The organism is Caballeronia grimmiae, from assembly GCF_000698555.1.
GTDB lineage: Bacteria > Pseudomonadota > Gammaproteobacteria > Burkholderiales > Burkholderiaceae > Caballeronia > Caballeronia grimmiae.
This window is the reverse complement of the sequence record NZ_JFHE01000015.1, coordinates 104398-126633: the sequence shown is the minus strand read 5'-3', so window position 1 is coordinate 126633 and position 22236 is coordinate 104398. Positions and strand designations below refer to the sequence as shown.

17 protein-coding genes are annotated in these 22236 nt (G+C 59.7%); 9 read left to right on the top strand and 8 right to left on the bottom strand.

The features are described 5' to 3' along the window. Nucleotides 1-143: 143 nt before the first annotated feature. Nucleotides 144-1220 (bottom strand): glycosyltransferase family 4 protein, encoded by a 1077-nt coding sequence (locus BG57_RS17260; RefSeq protein ID WP_052005865.1) that lies wholly within the window; start codon nucleotides 1218-1220, stop codon nucleotides 144-146. 837 nt (nucleotides 1221-2057) lie between these two features. Between BG57_RS17260 and BG57_RS17255 the strand changes: the two genes are divergently transcribed. Beyond that, complete coding sequence (locus tag BG57_RS17255; protein WP_081850928.1) at nucleotides 2058-3257, top strand: glycosyltransferase family 4 protein; 1200 nt, start codon at nucleotides 2058-2060, stop codon at nucleotides 3255-3257. A 24-nt stretch (nucleotides 3258-3281) separates the two neighbouring features. Here BG57_RS17255 and BG57_RS17250 read toward each other — a convergent pair whose 3' ends face one another. The 4 genes from BG57_RS17250 to BG57_RS17235 form a co-directional block, all read right to left on the bottom strand. Continuing rightward, nucleotides 3282-4676: a hypothetical protein gene (locus BG57_RS17250; RefSeq protein WP_152562628.1), complete on the bottom strand. Its 1395-nt coding sequence runs from the start codon at nucleotides 4674-4676 to the stop codon at nucleotides 3282-3284. A 31-nt stretch (nucleotides 4677-4707) separates the two neighbouring features. Beyond that, nucleotides 4708-5901, bottom strand: a complete 1194-nt coding sequence (locus tag BG57_RS17245; protein WP_081850927.1) for a glycosyltransferase — start codon at nucleotides 5899-5901, stop codon at nucleotides 4708-4710. Between the two features lie 1710 nt (nucleotides 5902-7611). Next, on the bottom strand, nucleotides 7612-7950 hold the full coding sequence (locus BG57_RS17240; protein ID WP_035966472.1) for a hypothetical protein: 339 nt from the start codon (nucleotides 7948-7950) through the stop codon (nucleotides 7612-7614). A 79-nt stretch (nucleotides 7951-8029) separates the two neighbouring features. Beyond that, nucleotides 8030-9955, bottom strand: a complete 1926-nt coding sequence (locus BG57_RS17235) for an AAA family ATPase (protein WP_035966471.1) — start codon at nucleotides 9953-9955, stop codon at nucleotides 8030-8032. A 456-nt stretch (nucleotides 9956-10411) separates the two neighbouring features. On the opposite strand from BG57_RS17235, the gene deoC reads away from it, so the two are divergent. From deoC to BG57_RS17195, 8 genes are all read left to right on the top strand, one after another. Then, nucleotides 10412-11419 (top strand): deoxyribose-phosphate aldolase, encoded by a 1008-nt coding sequence (gene deoC / locus BG57_RS17230; RefSeq protein WP_035966469.1) that lies wholly within the window; start codon nucleotides 10412-10414, stop codon nucleotides 11417-11419. Nucleotides 11420-11443: 24 nt separating this feature from the next. Continuing rightward, nucleotides 11444-13834 carry an aldehyde dehydrogenase family protein gene (locus tag BG57_RS17225; protein ID WP_035966468.1) on the top strand — a complete coding sequence of 797 codons (2391 nt, stop codon included), beginning with the start codon at nucleotides 11444-11446 and terminating at the stop codon, nucleotides 13832-13834. A 73-nt stretch (nucleotides 13835-13907) separates the two neighbouring features. Beyond that, complete coding sequence (locus tag BG57_RS17220) at nucleotides 13908-14381, top strand: RbsD/FucU family protein (RefSeq protein ID WP_035966467.1); 474 nt, start codon at nucleotides 13908-13910, stop codon at nucleotides 14379-14381. Further along, complete coding sequence (rbsK, locus tag BG57_RS17215) at nucleotides 14378-15313, top strand: ribokinase (protein WP_035966465.1); 936 nt, start codon at nucleotides 14378-14380, stop codon at nucleotides 15311-15313. Before BG57_RS17220 ends, rbsK begins: the two co-directional genes overlap by 4 nt. Beyond that, nucleotides 15310-16353, top strand: a complete 1044-nt coding sequence (locus BG57_RS17210; protein ID WP_035966464.1) for an ABC transporter permease — start codon at nucleotides 15310-15312, stop codon at nucleotides 16351-16353. Before rbsK ends, BG57_RS17210 begins: the two co-directional genes overlap by 4 nt. A gap of 66 nt (nucleotides 16354-16419) precedes the next feature. Next, nucleotides 16420-17424 (top strand): autoinducer 2 ABC transporter substrate-binding protein, encoded by a 1005-nt coding sequence (locus BG57_RS17205; protein ID WP_035966463.1) that lies wholly within the window; start codon nucleotides 16420-16422, stop codon nucleotides 17422-17424. Nucleotides 17425-17478: 54 nt separating this feature from the next. Continuing rightward, nucleotides 17479-19008, top strand: a complete 1530-nt coding sequence (locus tag BG57_RS17200) for a sugar ABC transporter ATP-binding protein (protein ID WP_035966502.1) — start codon at nucleotides 17479-17481, stop codon at nucleotides 19006-19008. Nucleotides 19009-19046: 38 nt separating this feature from the next. Further along, entirely contained in the window at nucleotides 19047-20066 is a 1020-nt protein-coding gene (locus BG57_RS17195) for an ABC transporter permease (protein ID WP_229753995.1), read from the top strand. Between the two features lie 4 nt (nucleotides 20067-20070). Here BG57_RS17195 and BG57_RS17190 read toward each other — a convergent pair whose 3' ends face one another. The 3 genes from BG57_RS17190 to BG57_RS17180 all read right to left on the bottom strand — a co-directional run bounded on the left by BG57_RS17190 (nucleotide 20071) and on the right by BG57_RS17180 (nucleotide 22211). Beyond that, nucleotides 20071-20796, bottom strand: coding sequence for a DeoR/GlpR family DNA-binding transcription regulator (locus BG57_RS17190; protein ID WP_035966461.1), 726 nt, complete (start codon nucleotides 20794-20796; stop codon nucleotides 20071-20073). Nucleotides 20797-20925: 129 nt separating this feature from the next. Continuing rightward, entirely contained in the window at nucleotides 20926-21345 is a 420-nt protein-coding gene (locus BG57_RS17185) for a hypothetical protein (RefSeq protein WP_035966459.1), read from the bottom strand. A 38-nt stretch (nucleotides 21346-21383) separates the two neighbouring features. Then, the gene (locus BG57_RS17180; protein WP_035966458.1) at nucleotides 21384-22211 is read right to left on the bottom strand and encodes an alpha/beta fold hydrolase; all 828 of its coding nucleotides are present in this window, start codon (nucleotides 22209-22211) and stop codon (nucleotides 21384-21386) included. Nucleotides 22212-22236 lie beyond the last annotated feature (25 nt).

The following is a 22236-nucleotide window of genomic DNA, read 5'->3' as shown; positions in this document are numbered from 1 at the left end:
GTACGTGCGCTAACGCACACTTCGAATAAAGGGACGTAGCACAGGCAATAAGTAATAGTTGGTTGCATTGTTGCGCTTGACGCGCCCGCTCTTTTAATCCAAGTGCCGATGTTGCATTGAACAAAAAAAGCGAACGTGTAATCTCAACGGGCCGTTTGTAGAATCTGCATGAGTTTCTTAGCGGCGCCGTCCCAGCGAAATTGCGCCGCATGGGCGAGCCCCGCGCGGCGATGCTGCTCGCGAAGCACGTCGTTCGTCGCCATCAATTCGATCTTCGCTGCGATGTCTTGGACCGACGTCGCATCGCAATACATGGCCGCGTCGCCGCACACCTCGGGCAACGAGGCTTCCTTCGACACGATCACCGGACAACCGCAATACATCGCTTCCAGCGGCGGCAATCCGTAGCCTTCGTAAAGAGAAGCAAATACCAGGCACGCCGCGCTGCTATACAACGCCTTCAGTTCACCATCGCTGACGAAGCCCGCCCAGATCACCCGATCGGAGTACGACTGCTGAGTGGAATCGCTATTGGCGAACACACGCGGATTCGCGCCGCCGGCAATGACGAACTTGAAGTCCTTGTCGAGGTGGCCGAGCAGCTTGGTCGCGGCAAGCACGCGTTGCAGGTTCTTGCGCGGATCGAGACTGCCGACGAGGATGCAGTACTTGTCCTTACTCAGTGAGAGTTTCTCAAGAATCGATGGCTCTGCCGTGACACGGTCCATGTGATCGGCGCCGGGCCTGATGACTTCGACACGCGATTCATCGAGCCGCAGATGATGGCAGATGCGCTCTCGCGAGAATCGCGACACCGTCAGTATCAGGTTTGCCTGTCGGCGAAGAACAGAAAATCTCAGCCGATACCACATCACGAACTTCTTCGAGAACCCATGCGGCACATCGTAGACGGCCATATCATGGATCATCAGCAGATGGCGGCGCTTGAAGAGCGGACCGGTATTGCACAGACTGATCAGCGTGTCCTGCCGCGATTCGAGCGGCAGCGTGATCTGCTCCCAAAGATTTCCTTTGAGATTGCGCGCGATGTGCGTAGTGCGCGCGGCCAACCCGAGATCGGTTGCGTCGGGAGGCACCAGTACGGGGAGTTCGGTCGGCGAGGACGCGCGTGACTGCATGGCGCGCGTCAATTCATACGCCACGCGTTGCACGCCGGTAATGCGCTGTGAGGCGAACTTGCCGTTGATTGCAAAGCCCATCGAGTGTCCTTGGTTTTTTGCGAATGCCTATGCTGCCTATGACGCGGACGCCGGCCCTCGCATCGACAGGCGTGCGCCAACACGCAGACGAACGAAGGAGCCTTTCTATCAGACAAGAATTGATTTGTCATTCGCATTCGGTGCGCTTATGTGCGGTAGCGGACGCCTGAGAATCGTTTCTTCTAATCCGTGAACCTATTCGAACGATGTCAGTCACTTACTGCTTGTGACTAGTTTCGAGGACAGCAGTTCTCTCCCGGACGACCGATCGTTTTAATTCATATCGGTGGCATTGCGCTTCATTGCCGAAGTTCAGCACTTCGCTTAGAGTGTCGACTTTGCAGCGCGCCATCAAGGGCGATTGCTCTCGTCAATGCGGGCGCCTGAAGCTCGTCTTCGCATCGAATCAGCGCGCACTTGCGCGTCTTGGCATCAAGCGTGCTAGTTGTCGATGCCGCGTCGTTACCCTCGGATCAGGCGTGCGAATGTTGTCCTCGCACGGAGAGTCGCGAGCGCCGTGCCGTGCCTTTGCCGGAACGACACATATGAACGTATGGAACAAGCAATGTCATTCGTCACGCGTGTGAACTCGTTCGTCGGGCTCATCGCACGCGCACTCGAAATCGTCCGGGTAATGGGCCTCTTTTTCCTGGCGACTCTCTCGATGTGGCTATTCGAGACCGCAGAGAGAATGTTGAGTCGCGTGAAAGGTAGTCGTCAGTAATTCAGGCGGCGTCGCGCTGCGTCTTCTGTTCGCCGCGAGCGGCGCTGTCGTTGCAACTCAATACACCGTTGACAGTCTTCCAATCCGGAAGCGTCCATGTATCAGGAGAGACTGTGAAAGTTGCCATTGTCCACGACTGGCTCGTGGTGACCGGCGGAGCCGAGAAGGTATTGCAGCAGATCATCGACTGCTACCCCAACGCCGACATCTTTACCCTCGTCGACTTTCTGGAAGATCGGACCTGCCTCAGGAATCGTCCGGTCAAAACGTCTTTCATTCAGAAGCTGCCGTCGGCCAAAAAGCGCTATAGAAGCTATTTGCCGCTGATGCCGCTGGCCATCGAGCAGTTCGATCTTTCCGGCTATGACCTCGTGATATCGAGCTCGTATGCAGTCGCGAAGGGCGTCATCACCGGACCGGATCAGTTGCATATCAGCTATATGCACTCGCCGATTCGCTATGCGTGGGATCTGCAGCATCAGTACCTGACCGAAGCAGGACTCTCGAAGGGCTTCAAATCAGTGCTCGCGCGGGGACTGCTGCACTACATCCGCGGCTGGGATGCACGCTCGACGAACGGTGTCGATCATCTGATCGCGAATTCGCATTTCATTGCCCGGCGCATCAAGAAAGCGTATCGCCGTGACGCGACGGTCATTTATCCGCCGGTCGATGTCAGCGCATTTGCGATGCGGCCGCAGAAGGAAGACTTCTATGTGACCGCGTCGCGCATGGTCCCGTACAAGCGCATCGACATGATCGTGAAGGCGTTCTCGATGACGCCCGAGCGGCGTCTCGTCGTAATCGGCGACGGCCCGGACATGCACAAGGTCCGCGCCGCCGCGGGCCCGAACATAACGATTCTCGGCTATCAGTCGTTTGAAGTCTTGCGCGATCATCTTCAGCGTGCGCGCGCCTTCGTCTATGCAGCCGAGGAAGACTTCGGCATTTCGATCATCGAAGCGCAGGCATGCGGCACACCTGTCATCACCTATGGCAGGGGCGGTGCGCTGGAAACGGTGGTCGGCATCCCGCGCGAGCGGCCCACGGGCGTGTTCTTCAAGGAACAGACGCCGGCATCGCTGAATGAGGCGGTCACGCGCTTCGAGCGCAATCTGCATGCGTTCGATCCGCGCGTCTGCCGAGAGAATGCCGAGCGCTTTTCCAGCGAGATCTTCAAGGCGTCGCTCACTTCGTTCATCGAAATGCGCTATGCCCGTTTCCAGGCGGAAGCGGCGGTCGACCGGCGGCCCGTGCATGGTGACGTTGCGGTGCATGAGACGGCGGTCGCATCCGTCGAGCCTCTGGAGTGAAGGCGTTCGGTCGAGGCTGATCGACTAGCTGGCAGTCTTGGCCGTATCGATGAGTGACGTGGCGGCGACAGGCTTGAAGCCAGTCGCTATCGCAGCAAGCGCCGCTCCGACAGTACGCGCCGCCACGGGCGCCTGAACAGTCGACGAAGCTGGCGCCGTCTCGGAGCGTTCCCGCGCGGTGACGGGCGTGGGTCCGTAGAAGGACAAAAACGGGCCTGCGTTGGCTCTCGCGCGAAGATACATGCGCGACTTCTCGGTCAGAGCAACCAGCATTCTCTGGTCAATCTGGCTCTCATGGCGTCGAAGCACATCAAGCGCATTGGACGCAACGGTCAGTGATTGCGCGAGCACGGGCAGCGCGCGCCCGATGCCCACATCCAGCAGGCGAAGGACGCGCGAAAGATCGGAGGGGCTATCCGCAAGCTCACGGTTCGCTAACAGGATCGCCGCGTCGGCCGATCCGCGCGCGCTCTGGAAAAGACCCACTGCATCCGCAAGCGTGAATCTGTCTCGTGCGCGGAGCCGGATGGCCGCGTGGGCCAGCGCGCAGCCAATCAGCGGATCGTCACGCACGCTGTTCCAGTCGAATCCATTAGTCAGTTCTTCGGCAAGGCGTGGCGCTTGCACCATCTCGTCCATTGCGAGAAGAGACAGCAATGCGTTGCGAGGCCCTTCCGAAACACGCGAAACAACGATGTTCAACGGGTAGTCGTCTGCCTGAGCGTTCAAGCCCGGCGTCAGCAGCACCTTCACGTGACCGGTCGGAAGCGATACGAAACACGCGGGAAGCTCGGGTCCGCCGATCTGCAATAGCGAAGGCTCGCCTGTGATCAATTCGAACTGCTTTGCATAGTCATTCGATCGATGCTCCGTGATTTCCAACTCGACAGGCCGCCATGCACCAAAGCGCTGCGTCCAGAGTCTTCCCCAGACCTGATATGCACGCGTCCTACTGAAGGCGAAGCGCGATGCTTCTGCCAGATCGACATGCGCGGCCGCCCACGTGAGCCAGTCGGGGACGTCGTCGGGTACGAGGTCGATCGTATGTTGAGCGAAACGTCCGATGAACGGAATGCGGCGTGTGATGTTCGGGCCGTTCATCGTCGCGACCTTGACGACCACTGCCGATAAACCGCTGTGACCGGATCGCCCGACGCTTTCCGCTTGTCTTCTTGTCATGCCCGCGTCGTCCGGCAGTTCCACGGTCGTTGCGTGCCGCGTCGAGATGATGACCCGTTCGACTGCCGACCCCAGCTCGCTCTTGACCTCCGCAGGCAAGGCGACGTCTTCCTTATCGTCATCACTCAACGACGCGAGACTGAGGATAACGACTCGGCTCATGACATGAGGCTCTTCTGAAAGGGAAGGAGCATAGTAGTTCAAATTAAACGCTTTTACTATGAGCAAAGTCGCTTGCACGCACGCGGTGCAAGACGCTGAACTGGCAACGCTACTTCTTCAAAACGTCCGGGCTTGGTGCGGAGGCCGGATCGAATGTGTCCGCCGGCGGAGCAGGGAGCGTCATTACACGTTGTGCCTGTGCATCGAATACTTCCCTCGAAAAGCGGCGGCGAAACTCTTGTGCAATCGACGCGACCGGTACTTCGCGCGCCGCAAAGATGCGCTCGACGAATGCATTGTGATCGCCGGGCGGAAAGAGCAGTGCGTTCGGCAAGTACGCATCCAGTCCCGAAACGCGCGACACGACGATCGGCCGCTCCGCCAGTATCGCCTCGATCATGACGAGCGGCACGCCTTCGAATGCAGAGGGAAGCACGAGCGTATCGCTTGCGACGATATAGGGAAGCACGTCGGTCTTGCGCCCCAATATACGCACGCATTCCGACAATACCGGGCTTGCTTCCACCATGGCCGCCAGGCGCGCGGAATCCGGTCCTTCGCCAATGATGATGACGATGGTGCGTTGAAACGCAGCGGCATGACGTTCGATCGATTCGAGCAGGAAGTCGTGCCGCTTGTGCTCGAAGTCGACGCGTCCGATATGAGCGATGATCCTCATGCCGTCGTCGGGCAAGCCGAGCTTCGCACGCGCCTCGGATCGAGTGAGCGTCGAATGGCCGAAGCGCGGATCGACATAATTCTCGAGGATCATCGTGCGCGCGTGTGGTGCGAGTAGACGCAGCTTGGCGCGCAAATGCTCGTTCAAGGTGACGTACTCATTGGGCATGCGGTACACGCCGCGCTTCGCAAGCCACTTCACTTTATCGATGAAACGCGTGCTCTTGGGGCTGTCATCGACGAGCGGAAGATAGCTCACGCTTCGCGTCCCCGACAGGCGCGCGGCGAAAAGACCCGCGAGGCCGGAGACGATGGTGCCTTGGGCGATCAGCAGTTTATGCAGGCGCAAGTCGCGCAAAATGGCCGCTGTCGATCGCGACATGCGAAGCATTGCCCAAAGATTGCCGCGAATGGACTCTGCGGTATAGGGAAGGGCAATCGTCTGCACTTTGCGGTGGTCTCGTGCGAGGTCGACCACGTAGCGAAAGAGCGCTGTATTGTCTCTCGGCACGAAGATGTGCAACGCATCGATCTCCGCGCTCTGTACGAGCGCAAGCATGAAGCGCTTGAGCATCTCTTCGTGCCCGCCGTTTATGCCCGAGTCGCAATAGATTCCGACCTTCACGACATTCTCCCTTTGTGCGCGCCTTGATGCGCGTCTTCACGGCCTTTCTGTCGTTGTGGATGAACTCGTCTGTGCATGAAGACCTTAATGACCGCTTGCTGTCGATGTCCGGAAAACATCATTGACTGACGCCTCATGAAGCTTAGGCAAGAAAGAATAGAAATATTAGAGCGTAATGGTTTCAAAAAGGTCTCGCGTGGCCACTCGCGACCTTGCACGTGCATCAAAACCAGGAAAAGCGTGCTGTAAGAGCATTATTGGGGCCACCCATGCACGCGGCGACGCCATTCCCAGAATCGACACGTCGTATCAAAGCAACGCACGTGTGTTCAGCTTACAGTCTTCCTGCGTCAAACGCTTGCACGATCGTTCGCAGGGCTATCAATTGTACCGGCCGGGAGCGTTTTTTCGGCTATCCGACGGTGCATCGGTGTGCTAACGTCGAACGAAACATCAAACGCAGCCGTTGACGAATCAGTTGAAGCGGTCCCGCCGCTGCGCCTCGACCACGAGCGCGGCTTCTAAAAGGTGAGAACAGTGCTCTCGGGCTTTCGCGCTCCAGCGGGTATGACCATGGATCAGCAGGAAGAGTTGCGGTCGCTTTACTCCGTGATCTGCCCGCGTTGCCAGAGCGTCTCGCAGGCAGGCGATATCGCGTGCCCATACTGCGGGGCCGATCGGCACGGAGCCGTGCTCACGAGAGCCGATGAACCACTCGTGCCGCCGGAACGCATCGCAAAGGCGGTCATGCCCCCTTTCGAGGCAATCGGCGATGCGCACAATGTGGCGGCGCTCCCGCCGGTTGGCCCCACTGCAACCACAAGAGATCGTGCTGCTGTCCTGGCGGTGATTCTGTGCATCATGGTCGGCGGTTATGGATTAGTGCGCGCGTTTTCACAACATGGCGTGCATGGGTCGAGAGACGATGGCGTGAGTGCTACCGGAGCTGTATGGCCGGTCGCTTCAGTGAAACACGCACCGCGCGCTAATGACAGTGACGCGGCACAAGCGTTTCAGCGCGATCGAACAGGCTCCATTACGCGGGACGGCTCGCACGCAGATCAAGGATCGCCGCAGCCGGTAGCGTTTAACGTGCCCGCTCCATTGGGAGCCTCGGCGTGCACCGTTGACGGTGCGGCGGCGTTCGGTATCGGACTGTTCTGGTGCGGCTCGCGATCGACGCAGGGCGTGCCCCGCGCTATGGATGCAGTGAAGTCGGCTCAAGCGTCCGAAGGTGAGCGTTCAGCGCAGGCGTTACCCTCGACCAACAGGGGACGAGACACATCGCGTATTTACGCGGGTGCTAAAGACAAACGAAGCTCGACGCAGCACGTAGGGCGATACGTCGCTTCCTCAAAGCCTCACGAGTGTTCGCATAGGAAAAGGGACGTTTGTGGTGGCAAGGATCGGCCCCGCAAGACACAACAGCGAACGCTTGCCCGGAATCACGCGCTATCGTCAGACGTAAAGACGGGAAGCGTTGATTACTCTCGTGACCCTGTCATCGTCCCGTCAATGACCAAGCCCGCGATGACATCAGCGGGCAGTTGGACACCCAGTCCCGACTCACCGGCTGTCACCGGCAAGGCACAAAGCAGTGCATCGGCGCAAGGCGCGCATGCGGGTGCGCCGAACCGGGGTCGAGGTGAAGCGCATTGACGCATGGGGTCGTGCGCTTCGCGTTCATCAATCAGGATGACGAACCGAGAGCTAGAACTGTCGCTTCCTTGAGTATTTGCCTGCCGCGAAACCCAGTATTAACCCTATCAGCAGAAGCACGACGCCTAGCCCGCTTAGTGATAGCAGCTCGATTCGATCGAATGTGAAGCGTGGCGATACGACTGCGGCAATCTCGCGTGTATCGATTTGCGTCATAGTGGGAATTTCAGCGACACCATAGACGCATATCTCGCCGGTAGGCAGCGAGCAGAAGCGGTCAGCGGGGCATTGCTTGAGGATCTTTTGCGGCGCGCCGTCGCCGCATGCCGCTCCGGCGCCTTTCAAGACCCGAAGCGTCACGTCCGGGTATTTGGTGATCTGTTCCGGCATGAGATGGCCGCCTTCGTCGAACGAACACGGACCATCACCAATACGCGCTCAACGCGAAGGCTGCAAGCGGACGTCTCTTTTATGCCGCGAGCGCCTCGTCGATTTCGTCGATATCTGCGATCGCTTTCCGAGCCGCCGCATGCTCGCGAATCAACGCATACACCTTTTCGCCCGGCACCGTCTCCGATTCGAGCAACTGATTGGCAATTGCGCGCAACACCGGCTCATTCGCCTTCAGCAGCGAGAAGCATGCGTCGTTCAGATCGTGCAGAAGTTCGTTCGCATGCTCGATCGCCGATTTGAGCTGCAATCCCGCGACTTGCTGGGGCAGGGCGGCAAGACTGAACAGATTTCCGTCCGTGTTGAAGCCGAACTTCGACACCATATCGAGCCCGATTCGCGACGCCTCCTGCAAATCTTGAGCCGCACCGCTCGATGCTTCATTGAACATAAGCAGTTCCGCATTGCGCCCGCCGAGCAGCACTTGAATTTCATTGCGCAACTCTGTCTCGCGATACAGATGCTTGTCCTGCTTCTTGGTGATGAGCGCCACGCCCAATGCGCCGCCGCGCGGCAAGATCGTGACTTCTTCGAGCACGCCCGTATCGAGCAATGCCGCGACGAGGCCGTGACCGGCTTCGTGAATGGCAATACGCGTGCGTTCATCATCGGACAAGGCCCGCTCGGCGCCGTTGATATCGCCGATGCGCGCAATCTTGATCGCTTCGACGAAATGCTCCGCAGCCACTTCCTTCTCGCCTGCCTTGCGCGCGACGAGTCCTGCCTGATTGACGATCATCGCGAGCGTGGCCGGTGAAAGACCCGTCGTAAGGCGCGCGAGCTGGGTGAAGTCGATATCGCTGGCCTTGGTTCTCAAGTTCGCCGCATAGAAGCGCAAGATCTTCTCACGGTCCTCGATATCCGGCAGACGCACCTGGATGGTTCTATCGAAGCGGCCGGGGCGACGCAGCGCTTCGTCGAGGTTATCCGGATGATTCGTCGCCGCAACGATGATCACGCCTTCGTTCGAAGCGAATCCATCCATCTCCGCAAGCAACTGATTGATGATGCGGTTGCTTTCAGCTTCGACCGGCCCGCCGCCGGTATCCGTGCGCTTGCCCAAGCCGTCCGCTTCGTCGATGAAGATCACGGTCGGCGCGTTCTTGCGCGCCAGTTCGAACAGGTGCTTCACCTTCTGGATGCCGACGCCGTAATATTTCGCGCTGAAATAGCTGCCCGTAATCGCGATGAAGTTCGCGCCGCACTCGCCCGCGAGGGCTTGCGCGAGGCGCGTCTTGCCGACACCGGGGCCGCCCGTCATCAGGATGCCGCACGGCGCACGCACGCCCATGCCGGTGAATTGCGCGGGTTCCGTGAGCCACGCGCGCACGTCGGCGAGCGCGGCCTTCGCTTCGCCCGCGCCGATGACATCGCCGAAGCGCATCGTCGGGGACTTCGCAAGCAATTGCGCACCGCCGCGCATCTCACGTCGCATGAACCACACGAGGCCGCCGACCATCAGCACCGGCAGCAGCACGCTCAATACATCGCGCAGACGATCGAAGTTGTCGGCCCAGCGCGCCATTCCGGTCTGCACGTTTGCGTCCGGCAGCCAGACCAGTTGATAAGGGGCCTTCGCACCTGATTTCAGATCGCCGATCAACAGCGCGTTCGAGAACGAACTGTTATGGTCGGCCACATAGTATTTTTCGCCGCGCTGGGTCGACACGAGAATGGCGTCGCGGCTTACGCCAATGGCAGTGACTTCGTTGGCGCGAATATCGGCCATCCACTGCGACACGTCTTTCTCGCGATGCGTCCAGGGCGTCGTATCTGCACGCATCTCGCTTGCCACGCCCGGCAGCGCCAGGGATTCATGCTGCGGCACGGCCGCATTGTGACGCCAGATGAAAACAGTCGCGGCGGTAGCCACAGCAGCGACGGTCAAGCCATAAACGAACAAGCGGCCAAAGCGTGACCGCAAAAGATTCCTTACCGGTTTCATCTGGCAAATCCTGGACGGGTCGCAAAGGCGGCCCTTGATGTATGTCGGAGCGCTTGGCGTCCGCGGTGTGTCGAAATGCTTCGGTGGTGGGATGCCCGCCGTGTTCGGCTTGACGATTGACCTTGAACCGCAAGGGAGAAAGTTTTCTCAGTGCACTGCCTTTTTTAACGGCAGATGGCGCGCGTACTTGACCCGATTTCGAGCGGTAAAACCTACTCAAAACTCACTGCGGTCGCGCGAGTTAGCACGGTGTAGTCGAGAATAACACAGCATTTAGACGCGTTCCACGCGGTAATAAATGCTGCCGCACCGGCGCGTTGAACGCTGCTTTTATATGAACAATCACGGCGCGTCTCCGCGATTTCCCTATGTTACGATCGTAACAACTCTGCGTTAGACTGCGATCAACTTATCAAAACGTATTGCGCGCCGCTTAGCGTGTAATCAGACGATCTCATGGTGGAAACAGCTTCGAAGTCCGTCGTGGCCTGGCCTGGCAGAGCGCAGTCTCACGCCAGCGCGCGCAATTCGGGCGTGCCTTTCGATCTCTCGTGGCTCGACGGCCTCCGCGTGAATCAGGCAGCCGTATCGCGAAGGGCGTCAGCGCTCGGCGCGCGCCGTTCCGTCAAGAAAGACGCGCAAGCAGCGTGGCTGCTGAAGGCGATTACCTGCATCGACCTGACGACGCTAAGCGGTGACGACACCGCCGCGCGCGTCGAACGCCTTTGCGCCAAAGCGCGCCGTCCTGTGCGCGACGACTTGCTCGATGCGCTCGGCATGTCCGCTCAGCCCGTCACGACCGGCGCGGTCTGCGTCTATCACCGCTTCGTCAAGACGGCCGTCGATGCGCTCGAAGGCAGCGGCGTTCCGGTCGCGGCTGTATCGACGGGCTTTCCCGCCGGACTGAATCCGCACGCGCTAAAGCTCAAGGAAATCGAGGCATCGGTTGCGGATGGTGCCAGGGAAATCGACATCGTCGTTACCCGCGAACATGTGCTGACCGGAAACTGGCAAGCGCTCTATAGCGAAATGCGCGACTTCCGCGCGGCTTGCGGCGATGCGCATGTCAAAGCGATTCTTGCCACGGGCGACATTCGTACGCTGTCCAATATCGCGAAGGCGTCGATGATCTGCATGATGGCCGGCGCGGACTTTATCAAAACGTCAACCGGCAAGGAAGGCGTCAACGCCACGCTCGACGTGTCGCTCGTCATGGTGCGCATGATTCGCGAGTACCTCGCGCGCACCGGCGTTGAAGTCGGTTTCAAGCCGGCGGGCGGTGTCTCGACAGCCAAGTCAGTGCTTCAGTACCAGATCCTCATGAAAGAAGAACTGGGGCGCGCCTGGCTCGAGCCTGACTTGTTTCGCGTTGGCGCTTCGAGCCTGCTTGCCGATATCGAGCGGCAACTCGAACATCATGTGAGCGGGCGCTATTCGGCGTTCAATCGTCATCCGGTCGCTTGAATCAAGCACTCAAACAGAAAGCTCATGAGCGTAGCCGAATACTTTTCTTCGATGGAATACGGACCCGCACCGGAAGACGACCGCGCCGCGCGCGCATGGATCGACGAACACGCCGGCCGGTTCGGTCACTTCATCAACGGCGCATGGCGCGATGGAACCGATGACGAGCGCTTCAATTCGCGCGAACCGGCGACGGGCCGCATACTCGCATCGATTGCACAAGGCGCGAGCGCCGACGTCGATGCGGCCGTTGAGGCCGCGCACGGCGCGCTCGAGTCGTGGCAAGGCATTGGCGGAGCCGGGCGCGCACGGCATCTGTATGCGTTGTCGCGCATGGTCCAAAGACATAGCCGGCTCTTTGCCGTGCTCGAATCGCTGGACAACGGCAAGCCGATCCGCGAGTCGCGCGATATCGATATCCCCCTTGTTTCAAGGCACTTTCTGCATCACGCGGGATGGGCGCAGTTGCAGGATCGCGAGTTCCCGGATTGGGCCCCGCTCGGTGTGATCGGGCAAATCGTGCCCTGGAATTTTCCGTTGCTGATGCTTGCGTGGAAGATCGCGCCTGCACTTGCGCTCGGCAATTGCGTCGTGCTCAAGCCTGCCGAATATACGTCGCTGACTGCGTTGCTGTTTGCCGAACTGGCGCACCGCGCGGGCTTGCCCAAGGGCGTGCTCAACGTCGTGACGGGCGACGGTCGAACGGGCGCGGCGCTCGTCGAACATCCTCGCGTTGCGAAGATCGCATTCACGGGCTCGACGGAAGTGGGCCGGCATATCCGCGCAACGACCGCGGGATCGGGAAAGTCACTCACGCTCGAATTGGGCGGTAAGTCGCCGTTCATCGTATTCGACGATGCCGATCTCGACTCCGCCGTCGAAGGCGTGGTCGATGCGATCTGGTTCAATCAAGGACAGGTGTGCTGCGCGGGTTCGCGTCTGCTCGTTCAGGAAGGCATAGAAGCGCGTTTCATCGACAAGCTCAAGCGCCGCATGGATACGCTGCGCGTGGGAACTTCGCTCGACAAGGGCGTCGACATGAGCGCGATCGTCGATGACGTGCAGCTCGAACGCATCCGTGCGCTGGTTGCCAGGGGCCAAAGCGAAGGCTGTGCGATTCATCAGCCGTCACGTCTTGCATTGCCCGAAGGCGGCGCATTCTTTCCGCCGACGCTGGTCACGAATGTCGCTCCCGCTTCGACGCTCGCCCAGGAAGAGATATTCGGGCCGGTGCTCGTCACGATGAGCTTCCGCACGCCGGAAGAAGCGGTCGCGCTTGCAAACAATACGCGCTATGGGCTTGCGGCGAGCGTATGGAGCGAGAACATCAGCCGCGCACTGGACGTCGCGCCGCGCCTGCAATGCGGCGTCGTGTGGATCAATGCGACGAATCTGTTCGATGCTGCCGTAGGCTTCGGCGGCTATCGCGAGTCGGGTTTCGGGCGCGAGGGCGGACGCGAGGGCATTTACGAATATCTGAAGCCGCGCGGCTGGGCCAAGCTGCCGGTACGCGACGAAACGAAAGCGCTTCCGGCACAAACCGGCTCGACTGGCGACACTGGCAGTGTCAGTGCAATCGACCGCACGGCCAAGCTTTATATCGGCGGCAAGCAGACGCGTCCCGACAGTGGCTATTCGCGGTTGGTGCGCGCACCGTCGGGCGCGATCGTCGGAGAAGTGAGCGAAGGAAGTCGCAAGGATATTCGCGATGCAGTGAGTGCAGCGCGAGGCATGACGAAGTGGTCATCGTCGACTGCGCACAATCGCGCACAGGTGCTCTATTTCCTTGCAGAGAATTTGAGTGCCCGTGCCGACGAATTCACTCGGCAACTGCTTTCGCGCGCCGGATTGAATGAGCGTGACGCCGAACGCGAAGTGGAAGCATCGATCGCGCGCTTCTTCACGTATGCTGCATGGGCCGACAAGTTCGATGGCGCGGTGCATGCGCCGCCGCTACACGGGGTCGCGCTGGCCATGCATGAGCCGATGGGTGTGATTGGTATCGTGTGCCCCGATGAAGCGCCTTTGCTTGGTTTCGTTTCACTGATTGCACCTGCGCTTGCGCTGGGCAATCGTGTCGTCGTGGTGCCGAGTGAGACCTGTCCGCTCATGGCGACGGATTTTTATCAGGTAGCGGAAACATCGGACGTACCGGGCGGGGCGCTCAACATCGTCACTGGCGATGCGAAGACATTGGCGCAAACGCTCGCGAAGCACGACGATGTCGATGCGCTCTGGTGCTTTCATGGCGCGGCGCTGTCGGCGATGGTCGAACGTGAGTCGGTCGGCAATCTCAAGCGGACCTTCGTCGATCAGGGTCGCGTCTTCGACTGGCACGATGCGTCGAGCGAAGGCTTGCCGTTCATGCGCCAGGCGATACAGGTCAAGAACATCTGGGTGCCTTATGGCGATTGATTAAGGCATTAGTCGAGAGAGTTCATTGGGCGCAGATTTCAAACGAAACACGCCTGTGCATGGAGGAGACACTGTGCTGAAGAACATTGATCCGCTGTTGAACGCCGACATCCTTTACGCGCTTGCCGCGATGGGGCATGGCGATGAAGTCGTGGTTTGCGACGCCAATTTCCCGGCGGATTCCGTCGCGCGTCAAACGGCGCTTGGAAAGCTGTTGCGCGTCGATGGCGCGAATGCACCGCGCGTCGTGCGCGCAGTGCTGTCGGTATTGCCGTTGGATACTTTCGTCGATGATCCCGCGGGCCGCATGGAAGTCGTCGGCGATTCATCCGCGTTGCCCGCCGTGCAGCAGGAAGCGCAACGCGAAGTGAACGAGGCCGAAGGACGTGCGCTGGACTTTGCACCTATCGAACGCTTCGCTTTCTATGAGCGAGCAAAGAAAGCCTATTGCGTCATTGCGACAGGCGAAGCGCGCGGTTACGGCTGCTTCATCTTCAAGAAGGGCGTGCAACTCGCGCCCGATGCACCACAAGGGGATGCGCGATGAGCGGCAGCGTCGTCATTCTCGGCATCTACGTCACCGACCTCGCGTTTCGTGCGCAACGCATGCCTTTGCTCGGCGAGACGGTGACAGGGTCCGCGTTTGCAATGGGGCCGGGCGGCAAGGGTTCGAATCAGGCCGTTGCGGCCGCACGCGCAGGGGCGGACGTGATCTTCTGCACGCGCATCGGCAACGATGCGTTCGGCAAGATCGCGCAAGCGACGTGGGCTGCGGAAGGCATTACGTCGCGCGCCACTGTCATCGACGAGGCGGCCACCGGCGCCGCGCATATTTATGTCGATGAGAACACGGGCGGCAACGCAATCATCGTTGCGTCGGGCGCGGCAGGCACGCTGGGTCCTCAGGATGTCGACGCGATCGAAGCGGACATCGCGCGTGCGGCCGTGTTCGTCACGCAACTCGAACAGCCCATTCCGGCTGCGCGACGCGGGCTCGAGCTCGCAAGAAAGCATGGCGTGACGACGGTGTTCAATCCCGCGCCCGCATTGCCGCTCTCTGACGATATCTATCCGCTTTGCGACTACATCACGCCTAATGAAACGGAAGCGGCCGCTTTGACCGGCATCGCGGTTTCATCAGTCGATGATGCACGACGCGCGGCGGCCATTCTGTTGAGCAAAGGCGCTCGCGCCGCGATCATTACGCTGGGTGAAGCGGGTGCGCTTCTGCACACGGCGAGCCAATCGGTGCTCGTGCCGGCCTTCGATTGCGGGCGTGTGGTTGAAACGGCAGGTGCAGGCGATGGCTTCACCGGCGGCTTCGCAGCGGCGCTCGCACGCGGCGATAGCCCGATCGACGCGGTGCGATTCGGCTGCGCGCTCGCGAGCATATCGGTGACACGGGCCGGCACCGCGCCTTCCATGCCGCGCCTCGAAGAGATCAATGCGTTGCTCGCCGAAAGGAGCGTTGTGCAATGAAGGCGTCGAAGTGGCTCGCTGACCGGCAGTTCAATTTCCTCGTCGGCGTGAACCTGCTTGTCATCGTCATCGCGACGTGGCTGTCGCATGGCCAGTTTCTCGACATCGACAATTTGCAGTCGATGGGCGGCCAGTTGCCTGAACTCGGCTTGCTCGCGCTCGGCATCATGCTTTCGATGGTGTCGGGAAATGGCGGCATCGATCTGTCGGGTGTCGGGCTTGCGAATCTCTCAGGCATGGTCGCGGCGTTGCTGTTGCCGCAAATGGTTTCCGCCGACGATTCTCCCGCGCTCTATACCGCCGTGTTCATAGGCGTCGTCGTGACCATGGGCCTGATCGGCGGCCTGCTCAACGGTGTCGTCATTGCGAAGCTACGACTCACGCCCATTCTTTGCACGCTCGGCACGCAATTGCTTTTCACGGGCATTGCGGTGGTGTTGAGCAACGGCGCATCGGTGCGCGTCGAATATGTCGATGCGTTATCGAATATCGGCAATGGCGTCTTCTTGCTCGTGCCCATTTCGCTGTGGATCTTCATCGCAGCGGTTATTTTGCTTGGCTGGATCCTGAAGCGCACGCCGTTCGGTTTGCGGCTGTACCTGATGGGCACGAATCCGAAAGCGGCTTTCTATGCCGGCATTCCGCGCGCGCGGATGCTGATTCTCACGTATGGCATGTGCGGCGTGCTTGCATCGCTAGCGGGTCTCATCAGTGCAACGCATACGTCCAGCGCGAAATGGGACTATGGCAATTCATATCTTCTGATTGCCATTCTGATCGCGGTCATGGGCGGCGTGAATCCGGCGGGCGGCTATGGCCGCATCGTCTGCGTGTTTCTCGCGGCAACCGTGCTGCAATTCCTGTCGAGCCTGTTCAATCTGCTTGGCGTCTCGCAGTTCTTTGGCGATTGCGCCTGGGGTTTTCTGTTGCTGGCGTCGCTTGCTTTTGCGGGTGGCGAACGCGTCCGCGCGATCTTTGGCATCGGCGGCGCCGCGCCTACTACGAAGGTTCCACCGCCGCCTGCATCGACGGGACGCTGATACTTGCCGTGTGATTGCTTCAAAAGACCAATCGAGATCTATTCGAAACATAAAGGAGACAGCGCAATGAAGCTCAAAAAATTCGGCACGGCTCTTACGGCGATCGCGCTTGCCGCAGGAGCCATCGCAGCCGCGCAGGCCGCGACCAACGAAACCATCGTGACCGTCGTCAAGGTGACGGGCATCAACTGGTTCAATCGCATGGATGACGGCGTGAAAGAGTTCGGCAAGGAAAACCCGAATATCAGCGTCTATCAGACGGGCCCCGGTCGTGCGGATGCCGCGCAGCAACTCAAGATCATCGAAGACCTGATCGCGAAGAAAGTGACCGCGATTGCAGTCGTTCCTTATGATCCGCCGACGCTCGAACCTGCATTGAAGAAGGCGATGGATCGCGGCATCAAGGTCGTTACGCATGAAGCGGACAACGCCAAGAACACGATGGTCGATCTTGAAGCATTCGACAATACCGCCTATGGCGCAGGCCTGAACGAGCGGCTCGCGAAGTGCATGGGGCAGCAAGGCAAATGGGCGGTGCTGGTCGGCTCGCTCGGAAGCCGCTCGCAAGTGCAATGGGCGGACGGCGGCATCGGCAATGCAAAGGCCAAGTATCCGAAGATGGATCTGGTCGAGCCGAAGCTCGAAACCAATAACGACGGTGAGCGCGCTTATCAGGTCGCCAAGGAAGTGTTGCGCAAGCATCCCGATCTCACTGGTTTCCAGGGCTCGTCGTCGCTGGACGTGATCGGCATCGGCCGCGCGGTGGAAGAGGCGGGCAAGGTCGGCAAGATCTGTGTCTATGGAACCGGCTTGCCGACTGAAGCAGGCAAGTTCCTCGAAAGCGGCGCAATCAATGGCATCGCGTTCTGGGACCCGAAGCTTGCGGGCATCGCGATGAACAAGGTCGCGCAAATGCTCGTCGATGGCAAGTCGGTGCAGAACGGCGCTGACCTCGGCGTGCCCGGCTACAACAAGGTCACCGTCAGCAAGGGGCCGGGTAAAGGCGTGATCGTGCGCGGCACCGGCTGGGTGGATGTGGACAAGACGAACTACAAACAATATCCGTTCTGATGTGATGCTTGCGGCGCGTGTATGTCACTCACGCGCCGCGCGAAATCCTACGCCATGACAAAAGAGACACCGCTCCTCGAAGTCGTCGATATTCATAAGCGCTTTACCGGCGTCTATGCGCTGCGCGGCGTGTCGCTCGCATTCGAGCGCGGGCAGATCTATCACCTGCTTGGCGAGAACGGCTGCGGCAAGAGCACGCTCATCAAGATTATTTCGGGCGCGCAACCCCCGGATCAAGGCGAACTCGTCATAGAAGGCGTGCGCCATGCGCGGCTGTCGCCGCTGGAAGCATTGTCGGCGGGCATCGAGACGGTCTATCAGGACTTGTCGCTGCTGCCCAACATGAGTGTGGCCGAGAACGTCGCATTGACGTCTGAACTCGCGGAGCATGCCGGAAAGCTTGCACGCACGTTCGATCGCCGCGCGCTTGCCGCCACCGCTGCACGCGCGCTCGAAGCCGTAGGTCTGCCAGGCGACGTGAGTTTTCAAGGAACGTTGATCGAACAGTTGCCGCTTGCGACGCGTCAACTTGTCGCCATTGCACGCGCCATCGCCAGTGAGGCGAAGTTCGTCATCATGGATGAACCGACGACTTCGCTCACGCAAAAGGAAGTCGACAATCTGATCGCCGTGCTCGCGAAGCTGCGTGCGCAAGGTGTTGCAGTGCTGTTCGTGAGCCACAAGCTGGACGAATGCTATGCGATCGGCGGCGAAGTCATCGTATTGCGTGATGGCCAGAAGATGGCACAAGGCCCGATCGAAAACTATACGAAAGCGCAGATCAGCGAGCTCATGACGGGCAAGCATCTCTCGACGGAGCGTTATCGCGGCGAAGGGGATAGCGTTGCTTCGCAAGTGGTGCTCGACGTGAAAGGCCTGGGACGTAAGGGGCAATTCGCGGATGTGTCATTTGCGTTGCATAAAGGCGAAATACTTGGCGTAACGGGATTGCTCGACTCCGGACGCAATGAACTGGCGCGCGCGCTGGCTGGCGTGGCGCCCGCGGATAGCGGCGTCGTGACGCTCGACGGCATGCGCGTGCGCTTGCACTCGCCCGCCGACGCGAAGGCGCAGCGAATCGGCTATGTGCCCGAAGACCGCCTGAATGAAGGCCTGTTCCTCGACAAGCCGATACGCGATAACGTGGTCACCGCGATGATTTCGAGCCTGCGGGACCGCTTCGGTCAAATCGATCGCAAGCGTGCGCAGGCGCTTGCCGAGCGAACGGTGAAGGACTTGCAGATCGCCACGCCCGATGTCGACAAGCCGGTGCAATCGCTCTCTGGCGGCAATCAGCAGCGCGTGCTGATCGGACGCTGGCTGACCATCGATCCACGCGTGCTGGTGCTGCACGGGCCCACGGTAGGCGTCGATGTCGGATCGAAGGACATCATTTACCGAATCATGCAGCGGCTGTCGAAGGAAGGTATCGGCATTGTGCTGATCAGCGATGACCTGCCCGAACTGCTGCAGAACTGCGACCGCATTTTGATGATGAAGAAAGGCCGGATTGCGAACGAGTATCGTGCGGACACATTGAACGAGGCCGACCTTTATCACGCGCTACTTTCTGAGGCAGCATGAGCATGAGTGAATCTATCCGGCGCGCAGGAAGCGAGACAATGACGGCACAGCCGAGCGAAGTCGCGCCGCGTGTGCGCAAGGGCAATCTGTATGCGCAACTGATGCGCAATCCTGAATGGTTCACGGTCGGGTTGATCGTCGTGACCTGTCTTGTCGTGGGTGGCCTCAATCCGCGCTTCTTCCAGTTCGCGACGCTGTTCGACATGCTTCATTCGGCGACCACCGTATCGCTGTTTGCGCTCGGAACGCTCGTGGTGCTCGCCTCGGGCGGCATCGACGTGTCGTTCACTGCAATTGCCGCATTGACGATGTATTCCATCACCAAGGCCGTATTTGCGTGGTGGCCCGAATGTCCGTTCGCGTTGATCCTGCTCGCCGGCGCGGTCGGCGGCGTACTGCTCGGCATCGTGAACGGCATCTTGGTGCACCGGCTGAAGGCGCCCTCGCTGATTGTCACCATCGGTACGCAGTATCTGTTTCGCGGTTTGCTGCTGACCTTCGTCGGCACGCAGTTCTTCATGAACATTCCGCATAGCATGGATACGTTCGGCCGCTTGCCGCTCTTTTTCTATCACACGGCCGATGGCTTGCGCGCGGTGCTGCCGGTATCGGTGATCGCGCTCGTGATCGCGGCGATCGTCACATGGTGGCTGCTCAACCGAACGATGATGGGCCGAGGCGTCTACGCGATGGGCGGCAGCCTCGCCATTGCCGAACGTCTCGGCTATAACCTCCGCGCGATTCATCTTTTCGTCTTCGGCTATACCGGCTTGCTTGCCGGCGTGGCGGGCATCCTGCATGTATCGACGAACCGGCTCGCGAATCCGTTCGATCTCGTCGGCACGGAGCTGGATGTGATCGCCGCCGTCATTCTCGGCGGCGCGCGCATTACCGGCGGCACGGGGACGGTGATCGGCACGCTGCTGGGTGTCGTGCTCGTTACGCTCATCAATAGCGTACTGATTCTCGTGGGTGTGCCGAGCACCTGGCAGAAGGTGATCATTGGCGCGTTCATTCTCGTCGCGGGAACGTTGTTCGCACTGGGGCGCCGACAGTAGAACCTCAGGCGCGCTTGCGTAAATCCTGTCCGTGCTCGGTGATGATCGAATCGAATTCTGAAAGCTGAGAGAAGCGCACGGCTTTGACTTTGCCGAGCTTGCTGGAATCGACGACCAGATGCCGTTCAACGGCGCTTGCCATTGCAGCCTGTTTGATCGCGACTTCGTGAAAGTTCCAGCAGGTGACGCCGCGCGCTTCGTCCACGCCGCCCGCCGACATGAAAGCCTTGTTGATACCCATGCGCCTTAGCGTCTCGCCGCTTTCATCGCTTGCGAACGATTCAGACGAAGGCACGTACACGCCGCCCAGCAGAATCATGCGGACATTGGGCTTGCGCCTCAGAATTTCCGCCACGTTGAGGGAATAGCAAACCACCGTCAAATGCATGTCGGCGGGAATCTGTCGCGCCAGCGTGATCAGCGTAGTGCCGCAATCGATAAAGATCGTCTCGCTATCCACGAGCAGGTTAGCCGCGTGTCCAGAGGCAATGGCCTTTGCTTGCGCGAAATGATCCTTTTCCTCGTCGATGGTATAGCCCGCAGCATTCGGTAAATCCGCTGCGCTGACGATATAGCCGCCAAGATAAGTGAACTGGCCGGGATTCGCCGTGATGTCCCGGCGAACGGTCATTTCGGATACACCCAGTAAAGCCGCCGCGTCGCGCAGGCGCAAGACGTTTTGTTTTTCTAGCGCGCTTGCGAGCGTGCGGAGGCGGTCGGTCTTGGCCATTGAGTTCGCAGTCTGGCAACGCGTCGCCGCGGTGTTAGCTTCTAGTCGTGGAATGAGAGAATTATAACAATGCAAGGCGAATCGATATGCGCGATACAAGCGCGCCGCGGGTAAATACGGAGTGGAAACCTACTCGCCGTCGCTCGCTTCCAGAATGACCGAGAGGGTGCCTGCTTCGCTCTGAACGCCCGCATCGAGATCGATCTGATGAGGCGTCATCTTCGCGATGGCCCTGAGAAGACGCGGCGAAAACGTTGCGCCAAAGCGGGCGATTGCATCGTCGCGTTCTTTGTCGTTTGCATTGGCAAGTGCACGCAGCTCCTCGAGAGGCAGGCCCACGAACAAGTCGACGGGATAGGGCGGGGCGTCCGGATCGGCTGTCGTCGCTGGCGACTCGGTTCCGCGCACACGCAAACCGGGCTGGAGATGAGTTTCCAGTTCCATCACGATTTCATAGTCTGCCTCCGCTTCGAGCGACGTGCGCGCTTCACTCTGTAGAAACGGCGCGATGGGTTGCAGGCGGGCGAGTTCTTCATCGGTCAGCAACATGCAGTTCTCCTTCGAGTAGTGGTCAAAGCGCTTCGGCTTTAACGCTGTAGCCAATTGCTTGCCTGATGCGCGTTGAAGAAATCGGCGATCGCGTCGTTCACCGCGCTGGCGGCGTCACGATGCGGCGAGTGACCGCAATCCGGCAACTTGGCGAGTTGAATGTGCGGTACATGTGCCTTAATTCGGTCGATCTGCTCCATCGTGGAGTATTCGTCGTCATGGCCCTGAATGGCAAGCAAGGGCCGCCGGATCGATGCAAGCTCTGCCGCAATGTCCCAGTGACGAAACGCGGGGTCGAGCCACACATCGTTCCATCCATAGAAAGCGGAGTCGACGTCATCGTGGTAGCGCGCCAGTCTTGCGCGCAAGTCAGTGGATTCATACGCGACTTTGGTCTGCGAGATTGCATCGACCGTCATCGCTTCGACGAATGTATGCGGCGCGAGCACAGCTGCGCCAGCGAGCGCGTCGGGAAACGCGCTTGCATACAGCAGGGCGATCGAGCCGCCGTCGCTGTGTCCGACGATCCACATGCGCCTGCGTTCGGCATCGTCGAAGCCAATCGCATCGAGCAATGCAGGCAAAACCACTTGCGCCTGAAGATGCAGAAAGTCGACCGGCCATTTTTCGCCCGCCGGACGCGGTGTCGAGCGTCCATAGCCCGGGCGTGAATAGACGAGGCCACGGCATCCGAGCCGATCACATAGAGACTGCGGCCAGTCTTTCCAAAGCGCAATCGAGCCAAGGCCCTCATGCAGAAACAGGACGACGGGCGCATCGGAACGATCACCGTTGATCCATTGATATCCGATGCTCAGGGGATAAGCGCCGCAATTGAGTTCGGCGAACTGCACGTGATCGTTCATGGCGTATCGGGGCTTTCAATACGCT